Here is a 17,146-nt window from a genome sequence, read left to right on the forward strand (position 1 = left end):
GATCTATGCGGTATGACGAGAGCGCGGTGATCGGCGTCCTCGGTGGCGGCTACGGCGAACCACCGGTCCGCGTCGCCGACCTGGAGGAGGCCGCCCGCCGCGCCGCGGCCAGGCGCGCCGCGGCCCGCAAACCCACGCCTGCCCGCGACGACGCGCCCGCGCGGGATAACGCGCCCGTGCTCGATGACGCGCCCACGCCCGACGGCGCGCCCACGCCCGACGGGGCGCCTGCACCCAACGGCTGGCCCACGCCTGACGGCGTGCTCGCGCCGGACGGCGCACCCAAGGGCGGGCTTGGGGGCCTGGGCGACGCTCACTGATCACCGGCGATCCGGCTTCGGCCGCCGAGCGCCCACCGGCTGCTCTCCGAACCGCAGCCCGGATGTGGCGGCCAGCGAATCAAGATCTGTTTTTGTGGACGCCTGCGGCCCCCATAGGGGCGTTCAGCGTCCACAAAAACGGATCTTGGACGGTCAGGCGCGGCGGCGGCGGCGGCCGATCAGCATCAGGATCGCGCCGGCGAGCAGGACCGCGGCACCCATGCCGGCCACCGTGTAGATCTTGGTGCCGGTCAGCGGCAGCTCGCCGGCGGCGGGCGTGCTGCTCGTCGGGGACGCCGAGGCCGTCGCGGTGCCGGTGGCGGTCGCGGAGGCGCTCGCCGACGGCGTGCCGGTCGGCGAAGCGCCGGCCGACGTGGTCGGGCGCACCGATGCGGTCGGCGACGCGCTCGCCGAGGCCGACGCCGACGGGCCGGCCGACGTCGACGGGCTGATCGAGGCGGACGGGCTGGCCGACGCCGACGGGCTCGTCGAGGCGGACGGGCTGGGCGACGGGCTCTGGCTGGTCGTCGGGGTCGGGGTGGGGGTCACCGCGACCGGGCGGACGGTGACGTCCACATAGTTGTTGTCGGGGTCGGCGTCCAGTTCGTCGTTCTGCTCGTACGCCCAGTCGTCGGCGAAGGCGAACAGGCCCTGCTCGGAGTTCTTGGTCAGCTTGACCGTGATCTCCTTGGTGACCGTGGCACCGGCCTTGAGCTGGGCGAGCGTGCAGTCGAAGTACGAGCCGAACTCGGGCTCGGCGGCGGCCGCAGCGGCAGCCTCGTCGGCCAGCCCCGAGGCGTCGTACTCGACGCACTCAGCCGGGGCGGCGACGACCTGGATGCCGGTGGTGGTCAGGAAGCCGTAGTACGGCTCGACGGGATTGTTGTCGCCGAGGTTCTTGACGGTGAGCTTGATCTTGGCGGTCTCGCCCACCTTGATCTGGGCATACGTCGGTGTCGCGGAGATCGCGAGGTCGCGGACCGGTGCCGAGGCGGCGGCGGCGGCCGGGCCGCCTGCCGACGGGGTCGCGGTGGGTTCGGCCAGGGCCGGGGTGGCCAGGCCGAGCACGGCGGCAGCCAGCGGGGCGGTGGCGACAGCGCCGAGCCGAAGGGCGAGGCGGGGTCCGGGTACGACGTGCACGGGGGAACTCCAGAAAGGGGTGGGGATGAGCGCGCGAATCGTAAAGGACCAGTTCAGAGGCAGTCAAACAGGGGTGTCCGTGAATGTCTCAACCCTCTTGGGCGGACAAATCGGAAACGGCACTCCGGCTGCCACAGATCTTCACTTAGGTTCACCTAACCACTGCGGGTCCTTGATGCAGTTCTAGACTGCTCGCCGGACTTGCTTGTGAAGACTTTCACGAGCCCCGAACGAGCGTTAAGGCCGAGGTGGAGGTGAGCATGACACCGACCGATGTCGATGCGGATGTGATCGTCGTTGGAGCCGGTCCGGGTGGCTCCGCCGCTGCCTATCACCTTGCCAAGCACGGTGCGAAGGTGCTGCTGCTGGAGAAGACCGAGTTCCCCCGGGAGAAGGTCTGCGGTGACGGACTGACCCCGCGCGCGGTCAAGCAGCTGATCGACATGGGCGTCGACGTGAGCCCCGAAGCCGGCTGGCTGCACAACAAGGGACTGCGGGTCATCGGCGGCGGCGTGCGGCTCGAACTGGACTGGCCCGACCTGGCCAGCTTCCCCGACTTCGGCCTCGTGCGCACCCGCATGGACTTCGACGACATGCTCGCCAAGCGGGCCGTCGCCGCGGGTGCCGACCTGCGCACCGGCCACAACGTCACCGGCCCGGTGCTGGACACCGACGGCCGCGTGGTCGGCGTCGAGGTGCGCACCCCCGACGGTGACAGGACGCTGCGCTCGCACCTGGTGGTGGCCGCCGACGGCGTGTCCGGCCGGTTCGCGCTCGCGCTGGGCATGGCCAAGCGCGAGGACCGCCCGATGGGTGTCGCGGTGCGCCGCTACTACCACAGCCCGGTCAAGGCGAACGACGACTACCTGGAGTCCTGGCTCGAACTGCGCAGCCGGGAGGCGGGCGCGGCGCAGCTGCCGGGTTACGGCTGGATCTTCGGCCTCGGCGACGGCCGGGTGAACGTGGGCCTGGGCGTGCTGAACTCGTCGAAGGCCTACCAGGCGACGAACTACCGCACCATGCTCACCGACTGGATCGGCAGCACGCCCGAGGAGTGGGGCCTGACCGAGGAGAACGCCGACGGCAAGATCCTCGGTGCGGCCCTGCCGATGGGGTTCAACCGCACGCCGCACTACACGCGGGGCATGATGCTGGTGGGCGACTCGGGCGGCATGGTCAACCCCTTCAACGGCGAGGGCATCGCGTACGCGATGGAGTCCGGCCAGCTGGCGGCGGAGGTCCTGATCCAGGCCCTGGCGCGCCCGGCGGGCCCGGCCCGGGAGCTGGCGCTGCAGGCCTACCCGAGCGAGTTGAAGCGCCGGTTCGGCGGTTATTACCGAATCGGCGGGATCTTCGTGAAGCTGATCGGCAATCCGCAGATCATGAAGGTGGCTACGAAGCACGGCATGCCGCACCCGACGCTGATGCGGTTCGTGCTCAAGCTGCTGGCGAACCTCACCGATCCGCGGGGCGGCGACTCCATGGACCGGATCATCAATGCCATGTCCCGCGTGGCACCCGCGGTGTAGCGGGCCGCGGGGCGAGGATCATAATCCGAGCTGCAAGCAGGCGAAACACTAAACAACCGGGAAGAAAGGACGTAGGCAGGTGTCGCTCTCCGCGTACGTGCCCATCGTTGGGCTCTTCGCGCTGGCCGCGGCCTTCGGGCTTTTCTCGGTCACGGCCGCGCCCTTCATCGGACCCCGCCGCTTCAACAAGGCGAAACTCGACGCCTACGAGTGCGGCATCGAGCCGACCCCGCAGCCGGTCGGCGGCGGACGCTTCCCGATCAAGTTCTACTTGACCGCGATGCTCTTCATCGTCTTCGACATCGAGATCATCTTCCTCTACCCCTGGGCCGTCACCTTCGACGCGTTCCAGGGGTGGTTCGTCTTCGTCGAGATGCTTCTGTTCATCGGCACGGTGTTCGTCGCGTACGCCTACGTGTGGCGTCGCGGCGGCCTGGATTGGGACTGACATGGGACTCGAAGAGAAGCTCCCCTCCGGGGTGCTGCTCACCACCGTCCAGGGGCTCGTCAACTGGACCCGTAAGGCCAGCTTCTGGCCGGCCACCTTCGGCCTGGCCTGCTGCGCCATCGAGATGATGGCCACCGGTGCGGCCCGGTTCGACTCGGGCCGCTTCGGCATGGAGGTCTTCCGGGCGTCGCCCCGCCAGGCCGACCTGATGATCGTGGCCGGCCGGGTCAGCCAGAAGATGGCCCCGGTGCTGCGCCAGATCTACGACCAGATGCCCGACCCCAAGTGGGTGCTGTCGATGGGCGTCTGCGCCTCGTCGGGCGGCATGTTCAACAACTACGCGATCGTGCAGGGCGTGGACCACATCGTGCCCGTCGACATGTACCTGCCGGGCTGCCCGCCGCGGCCGGAGATGCTGCTCGACGCGATCCTCAAGCTGCACGACAAGATCCTCGCCGAGCCGCTGGGCGCCGGTGGCCGCAAGATGCTGGCCGCCAAGGAGGCCCGCGAGGGCAAGCCCGTGGTCGCCCCGGGTGCGATGCCGTCTAGCTACCGCTACAACAAGGCGCTGCGCGCCGAGTGGGAGCAGGCCGTCGCCGAGGGCCGCGAGGAGCAGCTGCGGATCTCGAAGTGGATGGAGCGGGGGACCCACCGGTGACCACACAGGGTGAAGGACTGTTCGGGGTCACCGGCACCGGTGACACCTCCGGCATGGGCGGCCTGGTCCGCAAGCGGCCGGTGCAGCTGGACGCGCAGCGGCCGTACGGCGGGGAGTACGACGAGGTCATGGACGCGCTGGAGGAGGCCTACCCGGGCTTCTCCGACGCGATCGAGCGCGTCGTCATCGACCGCGGTGAGCTGACCCTGCACATCGTCCCGGCGAAGATCGCCGAGGTGTGCCAGATCCTGCGCGACGACCTGTCGCTGCGGTACGAGCTGTGCTCGTCGGTGTCCGGCGTGGACTACATCGCCGAGGAGCGCCGCCTGCACGTGGTGTACCACCTCACCTCGATGACCTACCGCCGCCGCATCCGCCTGGAGTGCGCGGTCACCGCGGCCGACCCGCACCTGCCCAGCGTGGCCATGGTCTACCCGACCGCGGACTGGCAGGAGCGCGAGACCTACGACATGTTCGGCGTGATCTTCGACGGCCACCCGAACCTGACCCGCATCCTCATGCCGGACGACTGGGACGGCCACCCGCAGCGCAAGGACTACCCGCTGGGCGGCGTGCCGGTCGAGTACAAGGGCGCCGAGATCCCGCCGCCCGACTCACGGAGGGCGTACCGGTGAGCGCGAGGAACGAAGCGAAGCGGAGTACCGCAAGCGCCACCATCTGGAGGCACCGATGAGCAACGCTGGTTACGCGCAGGAGCGCGAGACGACCGAGGGCAAGGTCTTCACGGTCACCGGCGGCGACTGGGACTCGATCGTCTCGGGCGTCGACCCGATGCACGACGAGCGCATCGTCGTCAACATGGGTCCCCAGCACCCGTCCACGCACGGCGTGCTGCGCCTGGTGCTGGAGATGGAGGGTGAGACCGTCACCGAGGCCCGCCTCGTCGTCGGCTACCTGCACACCGGCATCGAGAAGAACATGGAGTACCGCACCTGGACGCAGGGCTCCACGTTCGTGACCCGCATGGACTACCTCGCCCCGATCTTCAACGAGACGGCGTACAGCCTCGCGGTGGAGAAGCTGCTGGGCATCGAGGTCACCGAGCGCGCCAACACGATCCGCGTGCTGATGATGGAGCTCAACCGGATCTCCTCACACCTGGTGTGGCTGGCGACCACCGGTATGGAGCTCGGCGCGCTGTCGATGATGATCTACGGCTTCCGCGAGCGTGAGTTCATTCTCGACATCTTCGAGATGATCACCGGTCTGCGGATGAACATGGCCTACGTGCGTCCAGGCGGCGTCGCGCAGGACGTGCCGGACATCGCGGTCGCGAAGATCCGCGAGTTCCTCGACTTCATGCCCAAGCGCATCAAGGAGTACGAGGACTTGCTCTCCGGCCAGCCGATCTGGACCGCGCGCACCAAGGGCGTCGCGGTGCTCGACGTCACCGGCTGCGTGGCGCTCGGCGTCACCGGCCCGGTGCTGCGCAGCTCCGGCCTGGCCTGGGACCTGCGCAAGACCATGCCGTACTGCGGTTACGAGACCTACGACTTCGACGTGCCGACCCAGCCCGAGGGTGACGTGTTCGCGCGCTACCTGGTCCGGATCGCCGAGATGCGCGAGTCGCTGAAGATCGTCGAGCAGGCCATGGACCGGCTCAAGCCCGGCCCGATCATGGTCGAGGACCGGAAGATCGCGTGGCCGGCGCAGCTGGCGCTCGGCACCGACGGCCTGGGCAACTCGCTGGAGCACGTGGCGCACATCATGGGCCAGTCCATGGAGTCCCTGATCCACCACTTCAAGCTGGTCACCGAGGGCTTCCGGGTCCCGGCCGGCCAGGTGTACGTGCCGATCGAGGGCCCGCGCGGCGAGCTGGGCGCGCACGTGATCTCGGATGGGGGCACCCGGCCGTTCCGGGTGCACATGCGGGAACCGAGCTTCGTGAACCTGCAGGCGATTCCGGCCATGGCCGAGGGCGGCCTGCTGGCAGATGTGATCGCGGGTGGAGCCAGCCTCGACCCGGTGATGGGTGGGTGTGACCGATGACAGCGCCGCAGAAGTCGGTGGACGTGTTCGACGAGAAGACCCGGGAGCTGGCGCGCGAGATCATCGCGCGCTTCCCGGAGGGCAAGGAGCGCTCGGCACTGCTGCCGATGCTGCACCTGGTCCAGTCGGTCGAGGGGTACGTCTCCCCGGCCGGTGTCACGTTCTGCGCCGAGCAGCTCAACCTGACCAAGGCCCAGGTCGGCGCGGTCGCCACCTTCTACACCATGTACAAGCGCCGGCCGACCGGCGAGTACCTGGTCAGCGTCTGCACGAACACCCTGTGCAACGTGCTCGGCGGGCAGGAGGTCTACGACACCCTGTCGCAGACCCTGGGCGTCGGCCACGACGAGACCACCGAGGACGGCAAGATCACGCTGGAGCACGCCGAGTGCCTCGCCGCGTGCGACTACGGCCCGGTGCTCACCGTCAACTACGACTTCTTCGACAACGTGACCCCGGAGAGTGCGCTCGACGTCGTCGGCAAGCTCAAGGCCGGGCAGCGGCCGATGCCGACCCGCGGCGCGCGCCTGTGCTCGTTGAAGGAGACGGCGTTGCAGCTGGCGGGCTTCGCCGACGAGCGCGAGGGCGCGGTCGCCGACGGCCCGGCGGGCGACTCGACGCTGCGCGGCGTGCGCCTGGCGCAGCAGCACGGGATCAGCCCGGCCGGTTTCGACATCAACACGCCCATCCCGACTCCCTCGAAGGAGGCGGCGAAGTGAGCACTCCAAGTGCCGCCACCCTGGCCAAGCTCACCCCGGTCCTCACCAAGCGCTGGCTGTCCCCCGACGCCTGGCGCCTCGACGTGTACGAGCGCCTGGACGGCTACGCCGCACTGCGCAAGGCCCTGGCCGTGCACCCGGACGACCTGATCGCCCTGATCAAGGACTCCGGCCTGCGCGGCCGCGGCGGCGCGGGCTTCCCGACCGGGCTCAAGTGGGGCTTCATCCCACAGAACGACGGCAAGCCGCACTACCTGGTCGTCAACGCCGACGAGGGCGAGCCGGGCACCTGCAAGGACCTGCCGCTGATGTCGCACGACCCGCACTCGCTGGTCGAGGGCGTCATCATCGCGTCGTACGCGATCCGCGCCAACCGCGCCTACATCTACATCCGCGGCGAGGCGGTGCAGGCCGCGCGGCGGCTGCGCCACGCGGTGCAGGAGGCGTACAAGGCCGGCTACCTCGGCAAGAACATCCTGGGCAGCGGGTACGACCTCGACCTGGTGGTGCACTCCGGCGCGGGCGCGTACATCTGCGGCGAGGAGACGGCGCTGCTGGACTCGCTGGAGGGCTTCCGCGGCCAGCCGCGCCTGCGCCCGCCGTTCCCGGCGACGCACGGCCTCTACGCCAGCCCGACGGTCGTCAACAACGTGGGCACCATCGCCAGCGTGCCGTACATCGTGCTGGGCGGGGCCGCCTGGTGGAAGACGATGGGCACGGAGAAGTCGTCCGGCCCGATGATCTACTCGCTGTCCGGCCGGGTGAAGAACCCGGGCCAGTACGAGTGCTCGATGGGCATCACCCTGCGCGAGCTGATCGAGCTGGCCGGCGGTATGCAGGACGGCCACCAGCTGCGGTTCTGGACCCCGGGCGGTTCGTCGACGCCGCTGCTGACGGGTGACCACATCGACGTCGCGATGGACTTCGAGTCGGTCGCCGCGGCGGGCTCGATCCTGGGCACCACCGCCGTCCAGCTCTTCAGCGACCAGGACTGCCCGGTCTACGCGACCTACCGGTGGCTGGAGTTCTACCACCACGAGTCGTGCGGCAAGTGCACCCCGTGCCGTGAGGGCAACTACTGGATGGTGCGGGTCTACCGGCGCATCCTCTCCGGCGAGGGCACGCTCGAGGACCTGGACACCCTGCTGGACACCGCCGCCAACATCCTGGGCCGCTCTTTCTGCGGTCTCGGTGACGGCGCGACCAGCCCGGTGACCTCCTCCCTGCAGTACTTCAAGCAGGACTACCTGGACTACATCGAGGGTCGCAAGGCGCCGAAGCTCAGCGCCCACGCCCTGGCAGGAGCGCACTGACAATGAGCCAGGAAGTACAGAAGCACACCGACACCGTCACGCTCACCATCGACGGCATCGAGGTGACCGCGCCCAAGGGCGAGCTGGTCATCCGCACCGCCGAGCGGCTGGGCATCGACATCCCGCGGTTCTGCGACCACCCGCTGCTGGCCCCGGCCGGCGCGTGCCGCCAGTGCCTGGTGGACGTGGAGGGCCAGCGCAAGCCGGTCGCCTCGTGCACCCAGACGGTGGCCGACGGCATGGTGGTCCGCACGCAGCTGACCTCCGAGGTCGCCCGCAAGGCGCAGGAGGGTGTGATGGAGCTGCTGCTCATCAACCACCCGCTGGACTGCCCCATGTGCGACAAGGGCGGCGAGTGCCCGCTGCAGAACCAGGCGATGCAGGTCGGCCGCCCGGAGTCGCGCTTCCGCGAGGCCAAGCGCGAGTACGAGAAGCCGATCAACATCTCCGCGCAGGTGCTGCTGGACCGTGAGCGCTGCGTGCTGTGCCAGCGCTGCACCCGGTTCTCCGAGGAGATCGCGGGCGACAAGTTCATCGACCTGATGGACCGGTCGTCGGCCGAGCAGATCGGCATCTACCGCGACGCTGCGTTCGGCGAGCTTGCGAGCCGGACCGGTGAGCACAGTGGGCACTCGCGCGACCACGGCACGATCGACGAGCTGGCCTACGACCAGGATGACCCGGAGCCGGGCGACGTCCCGTTCAACTCCTACTTCTCCGGCAACACGATCCAGATCTGCCCGGTCGGCGCGCTCACGAGCGAGCAGTACCGCTTCCGCGCCCGGCCGTTCGACCTGGTGTCCTCGCCGAGCAAGTGCGAGCACTGCGCGTCGGGCTGCGACATGCGCACCGACCACCGCCGCGGCAAGGTGCTGCGCCGGATGGCCGGCGACGACCCGCAGGTCAACGAGGAGTGGAACTGCGACAAGGGCCGGTGGGGCTTCCGCTACGCCACCGCCTTCGACCGGCTCACCACCCCGCTGGTGCGCGACGCCGAGAGTGGCGAGCTGCGCGAGGCCTCCTGGACCGAGGCGCTGACCGTCGCGGCCGAGGGCCTGCGGGCCGCCCGGGACGGCGCGTACGGCGTCGGCGTGTTGACCGGCGGCCGGCTGACCGTCGAGGACGCGTACGCGTACGCGAAGTTCAGCCGCATCGCGCTGGGCAGCAACGACATCGACTTCCGGGCCCGGCCGCTGTCGGCGGAGGAGGCCGAGTTCCTGGCCTCGTCGGTCGTCGGTGAGCAGTCGGTCACCTACACCGACCTGGAGCAGGCCAAGCACGTCGTGCTGGTCGGCTTCGAGCCGGAGGAGGAGAGCCCGATCATCCTGCTCCGCCTGCGCAAGGCGGCGGCCAAGGGCAAGCTCAAGGTCACCTCGGTGGCCCCGTTCCTGACCCGCGGCGCGGAGAAGGCCGGCGCGACGCTGGTCGAGTGCGTGCCCGGCCAGGAGCCGGCCGCGCTGTCCAACCTGGAGCTGGAGCCGGGCACCATCGTGCTGGCCGGCGAGCGGCTGGCCGTCGTCCGCGGCGGCTTCTCCGCCGTGGCGAGCCTCGCAGCGCGTACCGGTGCGAAGCTCGCCTGGGTGCCGCGGCGCGCGGGTGACCGCGGCGCGGTCGACGCGGGCTGCCTGCCCACGCTGCTGCCCGGTGGCCGCTCGGTCGCCGACGCGGCCGCGCGGGCCGAGTTGTCGGCGGCCTGGGGCGTCGCGGCGGGCGTGATCCCGAGCCAGACCGGCCGCGACACCGACGCGATCCTCGCCGCGGCCGCCTCCGGCAAGCTGGGCGCGCTGGTCGTGGCGGGTGTCGACCCGGCCGACCTGAGCGACCCGAAGGCCGCCGAGGAGGCGCTGGACAAGGTCGGCTTCCTGGTCTCGCTGGAGCTGCGGATGAGCGCCGTGTCCCGGCGCGCGAACGTGGTGTTCCCGGTCGCCGCGCCCGCCGAGAAGGCGGGCTCGTACGTGAACTGGGAGGGCCGCCTGCGCACCTACGAGCAGGCGTTGGAGACCCCGAACACGGGTGCGAAGCTGACCGACGCCCGGGTGCTCGACGCGCTGGCCGCCCGGATGGGCGTGACGCTGGGCACCGGCGACGTGCTGGCGGTGCGCCGCGAGCTGGGCAGCCTGCCCGCGACGGGCCAGCAGCGCCCGGCCGCGCCGGCCGAGGTGGGCGCGGCCGCGCCCACGCTGAAGCAGAACGAGGCGATCCTGGCCAGCTGGGCGCAGCTGATCGACCTGGGCACCCTCACCGACGGCGACGAGGTGCTGGCCGGCACCGCCCGCCCGCCGGTGGTGCGCCTGTCGAAGGCGCGCGCCACCGCGCTGGGTGTCGCCGACGGCGACCCGGTGACCGTCGGGACCGCGCGGGGTGCGATCACCCTGCCGGCCGCGATCACCGAGATCGCCGATGACGTCGTCTGGGTGCCGACCAACTCGCCGGGTTCCACGCTGCGCCGCACGCTCGGCGCGAACCCGGGTGCGGTCGTGACCGTGAGCGGAGGAAGCAAATGATCCTCGCCCCCATCGGGTTCCTCGCCGAGGACCCGGCGACCGGCGATCCGACGCTGGTCGACTTCGGGCATGACCCGTGGTGGATCGTCCTCATCAAGGTGGTCGGCGTCTTCGTCTTCCTCGTGGTGATGACCCTGTTCACCATCTGGTACGAGCGCCGCGTGGTGGCCCGGATGCAGGTGCGTCCCGGCCCGAACCGGCACGGTCCCTTCGGTTTGCTGCAGTCGCTGGCCGACGGTCTGAAGCTGGCGTTCAAGGAAGACATCATGCCGCTCAAGGCGGACAAGGTGGTCTTCTTCATCGCGCCGGTGATCTCCACGGTCTGCGCTTTCACCGCGTTCTCGATCATGCCGTTCGGCCCGTTCGTGTCGATGTTCGGCACGCGCACGCCGCTGCAGCTGACCGACATCCCGGTGGCGGTGCTGCTGGTGCTGGCCTGCTCGGGCATGGGCATCTACGGCATCGTGCTGGGCGGCTGGGCCTCCGGCTCGACCTACCCGCTGCTCGGCGGCCTGCGCTCCAGTGCCCAGCTGATCTCGTACGAGGTCGCGATGGGCCTGTCGTTCGTGGCCGTCTTCATGACCGCGGGCACGATGAGCACCTCGGAGATCGTCAACGCGCAGGCGCAGGGTTCGCCGGTGTCGCTCGGCGGCTTCGAGTTCACCGCGCCGAGCTGGTTCTTCCTGCTGCTGCTGCCGAGCTTCGTCATCTACTCGATCTCGGCGGTCGGCGAGACCAACCGGGCCCCGTTCGACCTTCCCGAGGCCGAGTCGGAGCTGGTCGGCGGCTTCCACACCGAGTACTCGTCGCTGAAGTTCGCGCTGTTCTTCCTGGCCGAGTACATCAACATGGTGACCGTCTCCGGCCTGTGCGCCACCCTCTTCCTGGGCGGCTGGCGCGCGCCGACGTCGTTCGAGAGCTTCTGGCCGGGCATCAACTCCGGCTGGTGGCCGCTGCTGTGGTTCACCATCAAGGTGCTGCTGCTGCTGTTCGTCTTCATCTGGCTGCGGGGCACGCTGCCCCGGCTGCGCTACGACCAGTTCATGCGCTTCGGCTGGAAGGTCCTCATCCCGGTCAACCTGGTGTGGATCCTGACGCTGGCCTTCATCAAGACGATGCAGAAGCAGCAGATGGACGGCTGGACCAAGGTCTGGTTCATCGCCATCCCGCTGGTGGTGATCCTGCTGCTGGCGCTGCTGTGGCCGCAGAAGAAGGAGGAGCCGGTCCTGCCCGTCGAGGAGCAGGTGGCCCGGCGCCCCGAGGGCAGCTTCCCGCTGCCGCCGATGGACCTGCAGGTGCCGGTGAGCCCTCGCGCGAAGCGGCTGACCGCCGAGCGCGAGACCGTGCCCGCGACCAGCGAAGAGGAGGTGTGACATGGGTTCGATGACTGATGCCGTCAAGGGCTTCGGCGTGACGTTCTCGCACATGTTCAAGAAGACCGTCACCACGCACTACCCGGAGAAGCCGGACCCGACGGCCCCGCGTTACCACGGCCGGCACATCCTCAACCGCTACCCGGACGGCCTGGAGAAGTGCATCGGCTGCGAGCTGTGCGCGTGGGCCTGCCCGGCGGACGCGATCTTCGTCGAGGGCGGCGACAACACCGACGAGGCGCGCTTCTCGCCCGGTGAGCGCTACGCGTCCAACTACCAGATCAACTACGCCCGGTGCATCTTCTGCGGTCTGTGCATCGAGGCCTGCCCGACCCGCTCGCTCACCATGAGCAACGAGTACGAGCTGGCCCGCGACAACCGGCAGGACCTGATCTTCACGAAGGAGCAGCTGCTCGCGCCGCTGCTGCCCGGCATGGAGCAGCCGCCGCACCCGATGCGGCTGGGCGACACCGAGAAGGACTACTACCTGGGCGCCCCGGCGAACCCCGGTACGTCGGCGGGAGCTGAGACCCGATGATGCTTTCGACTCAGGTGCTCGCCGCCGCGGCCGAGGTGTCCGGCGGGGAGAAGTGGACCTTCTTCCTGCTGGCCCCGCTCGCGGTCATCGGCGCGCTGGGCATGGTGATCGCGCGCAACGCGGTGCACTCCGCGCTGTGGCTGGTGCTGACCATGCTCAGCCTGGGCGTCTTCTACATCGTGCAGGCCGGTCCGTTCATCGGCATGGTGCAGATCATCGTCTACACCGGCGCGATCATGATGCTCTTCCTGTTCGTGCTGATGCTGGTCGGCCGCGACGCGTCCGACTCGGTGATCGAGACGCTGCGCGGCCAGAAGGTCGTCGCGATCCTGCTGGGCCTGGGCCTGGCGGGCCTGCTCGGCACCGGCGTCTTCCAGGCCACCCGGGACATGCCGGTGGCCGGCCTGGACAAGGCCAACATCAACGGCAACGTGCAGGGCATCGCCCAGCTGCTGTTCGGCCCGTACGTCTGGGTCTTCGAGGTCACCTCGGCGCTGCTCATCACGGCGGCGGTCGGCGCGATGCTGCTGGCCCACCGCGAGCGCGAGAAGGGCGAGCGGGTCGGCCAGGTCGCGCAGATGAAGGCGCGCTTCGAGCCGGGCAACTACCCCGGCCCCAAGCCGGGCCCGGGTGTCTTCGCGAACTCCACCTCGGTGGCCACCCCGGCGAAGCTGCCGGACGGCACGCCCGCCGAGCGGAGCATCTCGCCGATCCTGCCGACGCGCGAGCTCACCTCGGCCGAGATCGCCAACAAGCACACCGAGGGGAAGTGACCCGATGACCCCCATGTACTACATCGTGCTGTCGGCTGTGCTGTTCAGCATCGGCGCCGTCGGCGTGCTGATCCGGCGCAACGCCATCGTGCTGTTCATGTGCATCGAGCTGATGCTCAACGCCGCGAACCTGGCCCTGGTCACCTTCGCCCGGATGAACGGGACGCTGGACGGCCAGATCATGGCCTTCTTCTCGATGGTGGTCGCGGCAGCGGAGGTCGTCGTCGGTCTGGCCATCATCATGTCGATCTTCCGCACGCGACGCTCGGCGAGCGTCGACGACGCGAACCTGCTGAAGTACTGAGGCGGAGATGCAACCAACTCTGATGCTCGCGGAGGCGGCACAGGCGCCCGTCGTCTACGCCTCCGCGACCGGAATCCTTTCCTACATGTGGCTGCTGATCGCCGTTCCGGCGGTCAGCGCCCTGATCCTGCTCACCACCGGCCGCTGGGCCGACAAGTGGGGCCACTGGCTCGGCTGCGCGGCGGTGCTGTTCTCCTTCGTGCTCGGCGCGGCCATGTTCTTCGAGCTGCGCGACCTGCCCAACCGGGCGGTGCAGCTCGACCTGTACAGCTTCATCCCGGTCGGCTCGCTGCAGGTGGACTTCGGTTTCCTGTTCGACCCGCTGACCGCCTGCTTCGTGCTGCTGATCACGGGCGTGGGTTTCCTGATCCACCTGTACGCGACCGGCTACATGGCCCACGACGAGGGCCGTCGCCGCTTCTTCGGGTATTTCAACCTGTTCATCGCGGCGATGCTGCTGCTGGTGCTCGGCAACAACTACGTGATGCTCTACTTCGGCTGGGAAGGCGTGGGTCTCGCGTCCTACCTGCTGATCTCCTTCTGGTACGGCCGGCCGTCCGCGGCCACCGCCGGCAAGAAGGCGTTCATCATGAACCGCATCGGTGACGCGGGTCTGGTGCTCGGCATCTTCGTGATGTTCGCGCAGCTCGGCTCGGTCAACTACGACGTGGTGTTCAGCAACGCCGGCCTGCTGCCGAGCACGACGATCCTGGTGCTCGGCCTGCTGCTGCTGCTCGGCGCGTGCGGCAAGTCCGGCCAGTTCCCGCTGCAGGCGTGGTTGCCCGACGCGATGGAGGGCCCGACCCCGGTCTCGGCCCTGATCCACGCGGCGACGATGGTGACCGCCGGTGTCTACCTGATCGCCCGCTCCAACCCGATCTTCTCGGCGAACCTGACGCTGCAGACGGTCGTGGTCAGCGTCGGCGCGCTCACCCTGCTGCTGGGCTGCATCATCGGCTCGGCCAAGGACGACATCAAGCGCGTGCTCGCCTGGTCGACCGTGTCGCAGATCGGCTACATGTTCCTCGGCGTCGGGCTGGGCGGCGGCGCGTACGCGCTGGCCATCATCCACCTGCTGGCGCACGGCTTCTTCAAGGCCAACATGTTCCTCGGCGCCGGCTCGGTCATGCACGGCATGAACGACCAGGTGGACATCCGCCGCTTCGGCGGGCTGTGGAAGTACATGAAGATCACCTGGCTCACCTTCATGATGGGCTGGCTGGCGATCATCGGCATCCCGCCGCTGAGCGGCTTCTTCACCAAGGAGCCGATCATCGTGGCCGCCTTCGCGCGGCCCGGCTGGACCGGCTGGCTCTACGGCTTCGCGGCGCTGATCGGCGCGGGTCTGACCGCGTTCTACATGACCCGCCTGTTCATCCTGACGTTCCACGGCCCGAAGCGGTGGACCACCGCCAAGGAAGGCTCGGTCGACCAGCACCCGCACGAGTCTCCGCCGGTGATGACGATCCCGCTGATCTTCCTGGCGCTCGGCTCGATCTTCGCCGGCTGGCTCATGGCCTCCCCGGTCGCGGAGTGGCTCACCCCCGTGCTGGGCCCGCCGGTTGAGGAGCACCCGACGACGCTGTCCCACACCACCATCACCATCCTCAGCCTGGCGCTGACGGTGGCCGGTGCGGGTCTGGCGTACGCGCTGTTCAACAAGGGCACGGCGCTGGAGCCGCAGCCGGCCGGCGCGCTGGTCACGGCCGCCCGCAACAACCTCTACACCGACGCCTTCAACGAGGCCGTGTTCGAGAAGCCGGGCAAGTGGTTCACCCGGGCCCTGGTCTTCGTCGACAACAAGGGCGTGGACGGCCTCGTCAACGGGCTCGCGGCGCTGGTCGGCGGGGGCTCGGGCAGGCTGCGGCGGCTCCAGACCGGCTTCGTGCGGTCGTACGCGCTCTCGATGCTTCTCGGCGGGGTCCTGGTGCTCGGCGCCTTCGCCGCAGTGCAGCTCGGCTGGATGGGATAACGATGAAATACCTGTCAATCCTGACCCTCGCGCCGCTGATCGGCGCGCTGACGGTCGCGTTCGTGCCGCGAGCGAAGCCGGAGCTGGCCAAGCGGCTGGCGCTGATCTGGTCGATCGTGGTGCTGGCCGTGGGCGTGGCGACCTGGGTCGCCTACAAGCCCGGCGGCGCGCGGATGCAGCTGCAGGAGTCCTACACCTGGATCCCGGCGTGGGGCGCGAAGTTCAGCTTCGCCGTCGACGGCATCGCCCTGGTGATGATCGCGCTGATCGCGCTGCTGGTGCCGCTGGTGATCCTGGCCAGCTGGCACGACGCGGAGAAGAGCAAGCGCAGCGTCCCGGCGTACTTCGCCCTGCTGCTGGCGCTCGAAGGCACCATGATCGGCACCTTCACCTCCGCCGACGTGCTGCTGTTCTACCTCTTCTTCGAGGTCATGCTGGTGCCGATGTACTTCATCATCGGCTCGTTCGGCACCGACGTGCCGGCCAAGCAGCGCCAGTACGCCGCGGTGAAGTTCTTCCTCTACTCCCTGGTCGGCGGTCTGCTCATGCTGGCCGCGGTCATCGGCATGTGGGTGTACGGCGGCCAGACCTTCGACTGGCAGACGCTGACGAACGTGGAGTTCACCACCACCGTGCAGCGGTGGCTGTTCCTCGGCTTCTTCATCGCCTTCGCCATCAAGGCGCCGTTCTTCCCGTTCCACACCTGGCTGCCCGACGCCGGCGGGGCGGCTCCGGCCGGCGCCGCGGCACTGCTGGTCGGCGTGATGGACAAGGTCGGCACCTTCGGCATCCTGCGCTACTGCCTCCCGCTGTTCCCGGAGGCGTCGCGCTGGTTCGCGCCGTGGGCGATCGGCCTGTCGGTGATCGGCATCATCTACGCGGCCCTCGTGGCGATCGGCCAGAAGGACCTCAAGCGCCTGGTCAGCTACACCTCGATCGCGCACTTCGGCTTCATCGGCGTCGGCATCTTCGCCTTCACCTACCAGGCCGGCTCCGGCGCGGTGCTGTACATGGTCAACCACGGTCTCGCCACCGGCCTGCTGTTCCTGGTCGTGGGCATGTTCGTGGCGCGCCGCGGCAGCACCCTGGTGACCGACTTCGGCGGCGCGGGCAAGCTGCTGCCGGTGCTGGCGGGCGTCTTCTTCATCGCGGGCATGGCCTCGCTGGCGCTGCCGGGCCTGGCCCCGTTCGTCAGCGAGTTCCTGGTGCTCATCGGCACGTTCACGGTGAACAAGCCGGTGGCGGTCATCGCGACGGTCGGCATCATCCTCGCCGCGGCGTACGTGCTGTGGATGATCCAGCGCACCACGCAGGGCAACACCAACCCCGCCCTGCTCGACCTCGCGCCGATGAAGCGCGACCTGTCGCTGCGTGAGGGCATCGTGGTGGCGCCCCTGATCGTGCTGCTCATCGTGCTGGGCTTCTACCCCAAGCCGGTGCTCGACGTGATCAATCCGGCGGTGCAGGCCACGTTGACCGACGTGGTCACCCCGGAGCGGGCCGACCCGGCGCCCGCCACCTCCACTGTGGAAGCAGGAAAGTGAC

General features: G+C 69.2%; 14 protein-coding genes and 2 pseudogenes. 15 read left to right on the top strand and 1 reads right to left on the bottom strand.

The window, feature by feature from the left end; translation table 11 throughout:
* Positions 1–5: 5 nt before the first annotated feature.
* Positions 6–320, top strand: a complete 315-nt coding sequence (locus tag AB0B66_RS28105) for a hypothetical protein (RefSeq protein ID WP_360535558.1) — start codon at positions 6–8, stop codon at positions 318–320.
* A 153-nt stretch (positions 321–473) separates the two neighbouring features.
* Here AB0B66_RS28105 and AB0B66_RS28110 read toward each other — a convergent pair whose 3' ends face one another.
* Complete coding sequence (locus AB0B66_RS28110) at positions 474–1,460, bottom strand: LPXTG cell wall anchor domain-containing protein (protein ID WP_360535560.1); 987 nt, start codon at positions 1,458–1,460, stop codon at positions 474–476.
* A gap of 260 nt (positions 1,461–1,720) precedes the next feature.
* Here AB0B66_RS28110 and AB0B66_RS28115 point away from each other — a divergent pair, with 260 nt between their 5' ends.
* From AB0B66_RS28115 to AB0B66_RS28180, 14 genes and pseudogenes are all read left to right on the top strand, one after another.
* Complete coding sequence (locus AB0B66_RS28115) at positions 1,721–2,989, top strand: geranylgeranyl reductase family protein (RefSeq protein WP_203696099.1); 1,269 nt, start codon at positions 1,721–1,723, stop codon at positions 2,987–2,989.
* A gap of 79 nt (positions 2,990–3,068) precedes the next feature.
* On the top strand, positions 3,069–3,437 hold the full coding sequence (locus AB0B66_RS28120; RefSeq protein WP_360535562.1) for an NADH-quinone oxidoreductase subunit A: 369 nt from the start codon (positions 3,069–3,071) through the stop codon (positions 3,435–3,437).
* A 1-nt stretch (position 3,438) separates the two neighbouring features.
* Complete coding sequence (locus AB0B66_RS28125) at positions 3,439–4,095, top strand: NADH-quinone oxidoreductase subunit B family protein (RefSeq protein WP_360535564.1); 657 nt, start codon at positions 3,439–3,441, stop codon at positions 4,093–4,095.
* Positions 4,068–4,730, top strand: a complete 663-nt coding sequence (locus AB0B66_RS28130; RefSeq protein ID WP_360535566.1) for an NADH-quinone oxidoreductase subunit C — start codon at positions 4,068–4,070, stop codon at positions 4,728–4,730. The genes AB0B66_RS28125 and AB0B66_RS28130 overlap by 28 nt, the downstream gene beginning before the upstream one ends.
* A gap of 55 nt (positions 4,731–4,785) precedes the next feature.
* Positions 4,786–6,105: an NADH-quinone oxidoreductase subunit D gene (locus AB0B66_RS28135; protein WP_360535568.1), complete on the top strand. Its 1,320-nt coding sequence runs from the start codon at positions 4,786–4,788 to the stop codon at positions 6,103–6,105.
* A 17-nt stretch (positions 6,106–6,122) separates the two neighbouring features.
* Positions 6,123–6,794, top strand: a pseudogene (nuoE, locus tag AB0B66_RS28140) (NADH-quinone oxidoreductase subunit NuoE); the annotation flags it as partial.
* A gap of 26 nt (positions 6,795–6,820) precedes the next feature.
* The gene (gene nuoF / locus AB0B66_RS28145) at positions 6,821–8,137 is read left to right on the top strand and encodes an NADH-quinone oxidoreductase subunit NuoF (RefSeq protein WP_360535570.1); all 1,317 of its coding nucleotides are present in this window, start codon (positions 6,821–6,823) and stop codon (positions 8,135–8,137) included.
* 2 nt (positions 8,138–8,139) lie between these two features.
* Positions 8,140–10,641 (top strand): NADH-quinone oxidoreductase subunit G, encoded by a 2,502-nt coding sequence (locus AB0B66_RS28150; protein WP_360535572.1) that lies wholly within the window; start codon positions 8,140–8,142, stop codon positions 10,639–10,641.
* Complete coding sequence (nuoH, locus tag AB0B66_RS28155) at positions 10,638–12,014, top strand: NADH-quinone oxidoreductase subunit NuoH (protein WP_360535574.1); 1,377 nt, start codon at positions 10,638–10,640, stop codon at positions 12,012–12,014. Before AB0B66_RS28150 ends, nuoH begins: the two co-directional genes overlap by 4 nt.
* 1 nt (position 12,015) lies before the next feature.
* A pseudogene (gene nuoI, locus AB0B66_RS28160) lies at positions 12,016–12,543 on the top strand (NADH-quinone oxidoreductase subunit NuoI); the annotation flags it as partial.
* Between the two features lie 8 nt (positions 12,544–12,551).
* On the top strand, positions 12,552–13,325 hold the full coding sequence (locus AB0B66_RS28165; protein ID WP_360535639.1) for an NADH-quinone oxidoreductase subunit J: 774 nt from the start codon (positions 12,552–12,554) through the stop codon (positions 13,323–13,325).
* Between the two features lie 4 nt (positions 13,326–13,329).
* On the top strand, positions 13,330–13,629 hold the full coding sequence (nuoK, locus tag AB0B66_RS28170; RefSeq protein WP_360535576.1) for an NADH-quinone oxidoreductase subunit NuoK: 300 nt from the start codon (positions 13,330–13,332) through the stop codon (positions 13,627–13,629).
* A gap of 22 nt (positions 13,630–13,651) precedes the next feature.
* Entirely contained in the window at positions 13,652–15,601 is a 1,950-nt protein-coding gene (gene nuoL, locus AB0B66_RS28175; RefSeq protein WP_360535641.1) for an NADH-quinone oxidoreductase subunit L, read from the top strand.
* A 2-nt stretch (positions 15,602–15,603) separates the two neighbouring features.
* A complete protein-coding gene (locus AB0B66_RS28180; RefSeq protein WP_360535578.1) occupies positions 15,604–17,145 on the top strand; it encodes an NADH-quinone oxidoreductase subunit M in 1,542 nt (513 codons plus the stop codon).
* Position 17,146: the final 1 nt, after the last annotated feature.

Source organism: Catellatospora sp. NPDC049111, from assembly GCF_040648615.1.
In the GTDB taxonomy this organism is placed as follows: domain Bacteria; phylum Actinomycetota; class Actinomycetes; order Mycobacteriales; family Micromonosporaceae; genus Catellatospora; species Catellatospora aurea.

Coding starts and splice junctions, on each gene's coding strand:
- AB0B66_RS28105 (WP_360535558.1), top strand. CDS start 6: ATGCGGTATGACGAGAGCGCGGTGATCGGCGTCCTCGGTGGCGGCTAC.
- AB0B66_RS28115 (WP_203696099.1), top strand. CDS start 1,721: ATGACACCGACCGATGTCGATGCGGATGTGATCGTCGTTGGAGCCGGT.
- AB0B66_RS28125 (WP_360535564.1), top strand. CDS start 3,439: ATGGGACTCGAAGAGAAGCTCCCCTCCGGGGTGCTGCTCACCACCGTC.
- AB0B66_RS28135 (WP_360535568.1), top strand. CDS start 4,786: ATGAGCAACGCTGGTTACGCGCAGGAGCGCGAGACGACCGAGGGCAAG.
- AB0B66_RS28150 (WP_360535572.1), top strand. CDS start 8,140: ATGAGCCAGGAAGTACAGAAGCACACCGACACCGTCACGCTCACCATC.
- nuoH (WP_360535574.1), top strand. CDS start 10,638: ATGATCCTCGCCCCCATCGGGTTCCTCGCCGAGGACCCGGCGACCGGC.
- AB0B66_RS28165 (WP_360535639.1), top strand. CDS start 12,552: ATGCTTTCGACTCAGGTGCTCGCCGCCGCGGCCGAGGTGTCCGGCGGG.
- nuoK (WP_360535576.1), top strand. CDS start 13,330: ATGACCCCCATGTACTACATCGTGCTGTCGGCTGTGCTGTTCAGCATC.
- nuoL (WP_360535641.1), top strand. CDS start 13,652: ATGCTCGCGGAGGCGGCACAGGCGCCCGTCGTCTACGCCTCCGCGACC.
- AB0B66_RS28180 (WP_360535578.1), top strand. CDS start 15,604: ATGAAATACCTGTCAATCCTGACCCTCGCGCCGCTGATCGGCGCGCTG.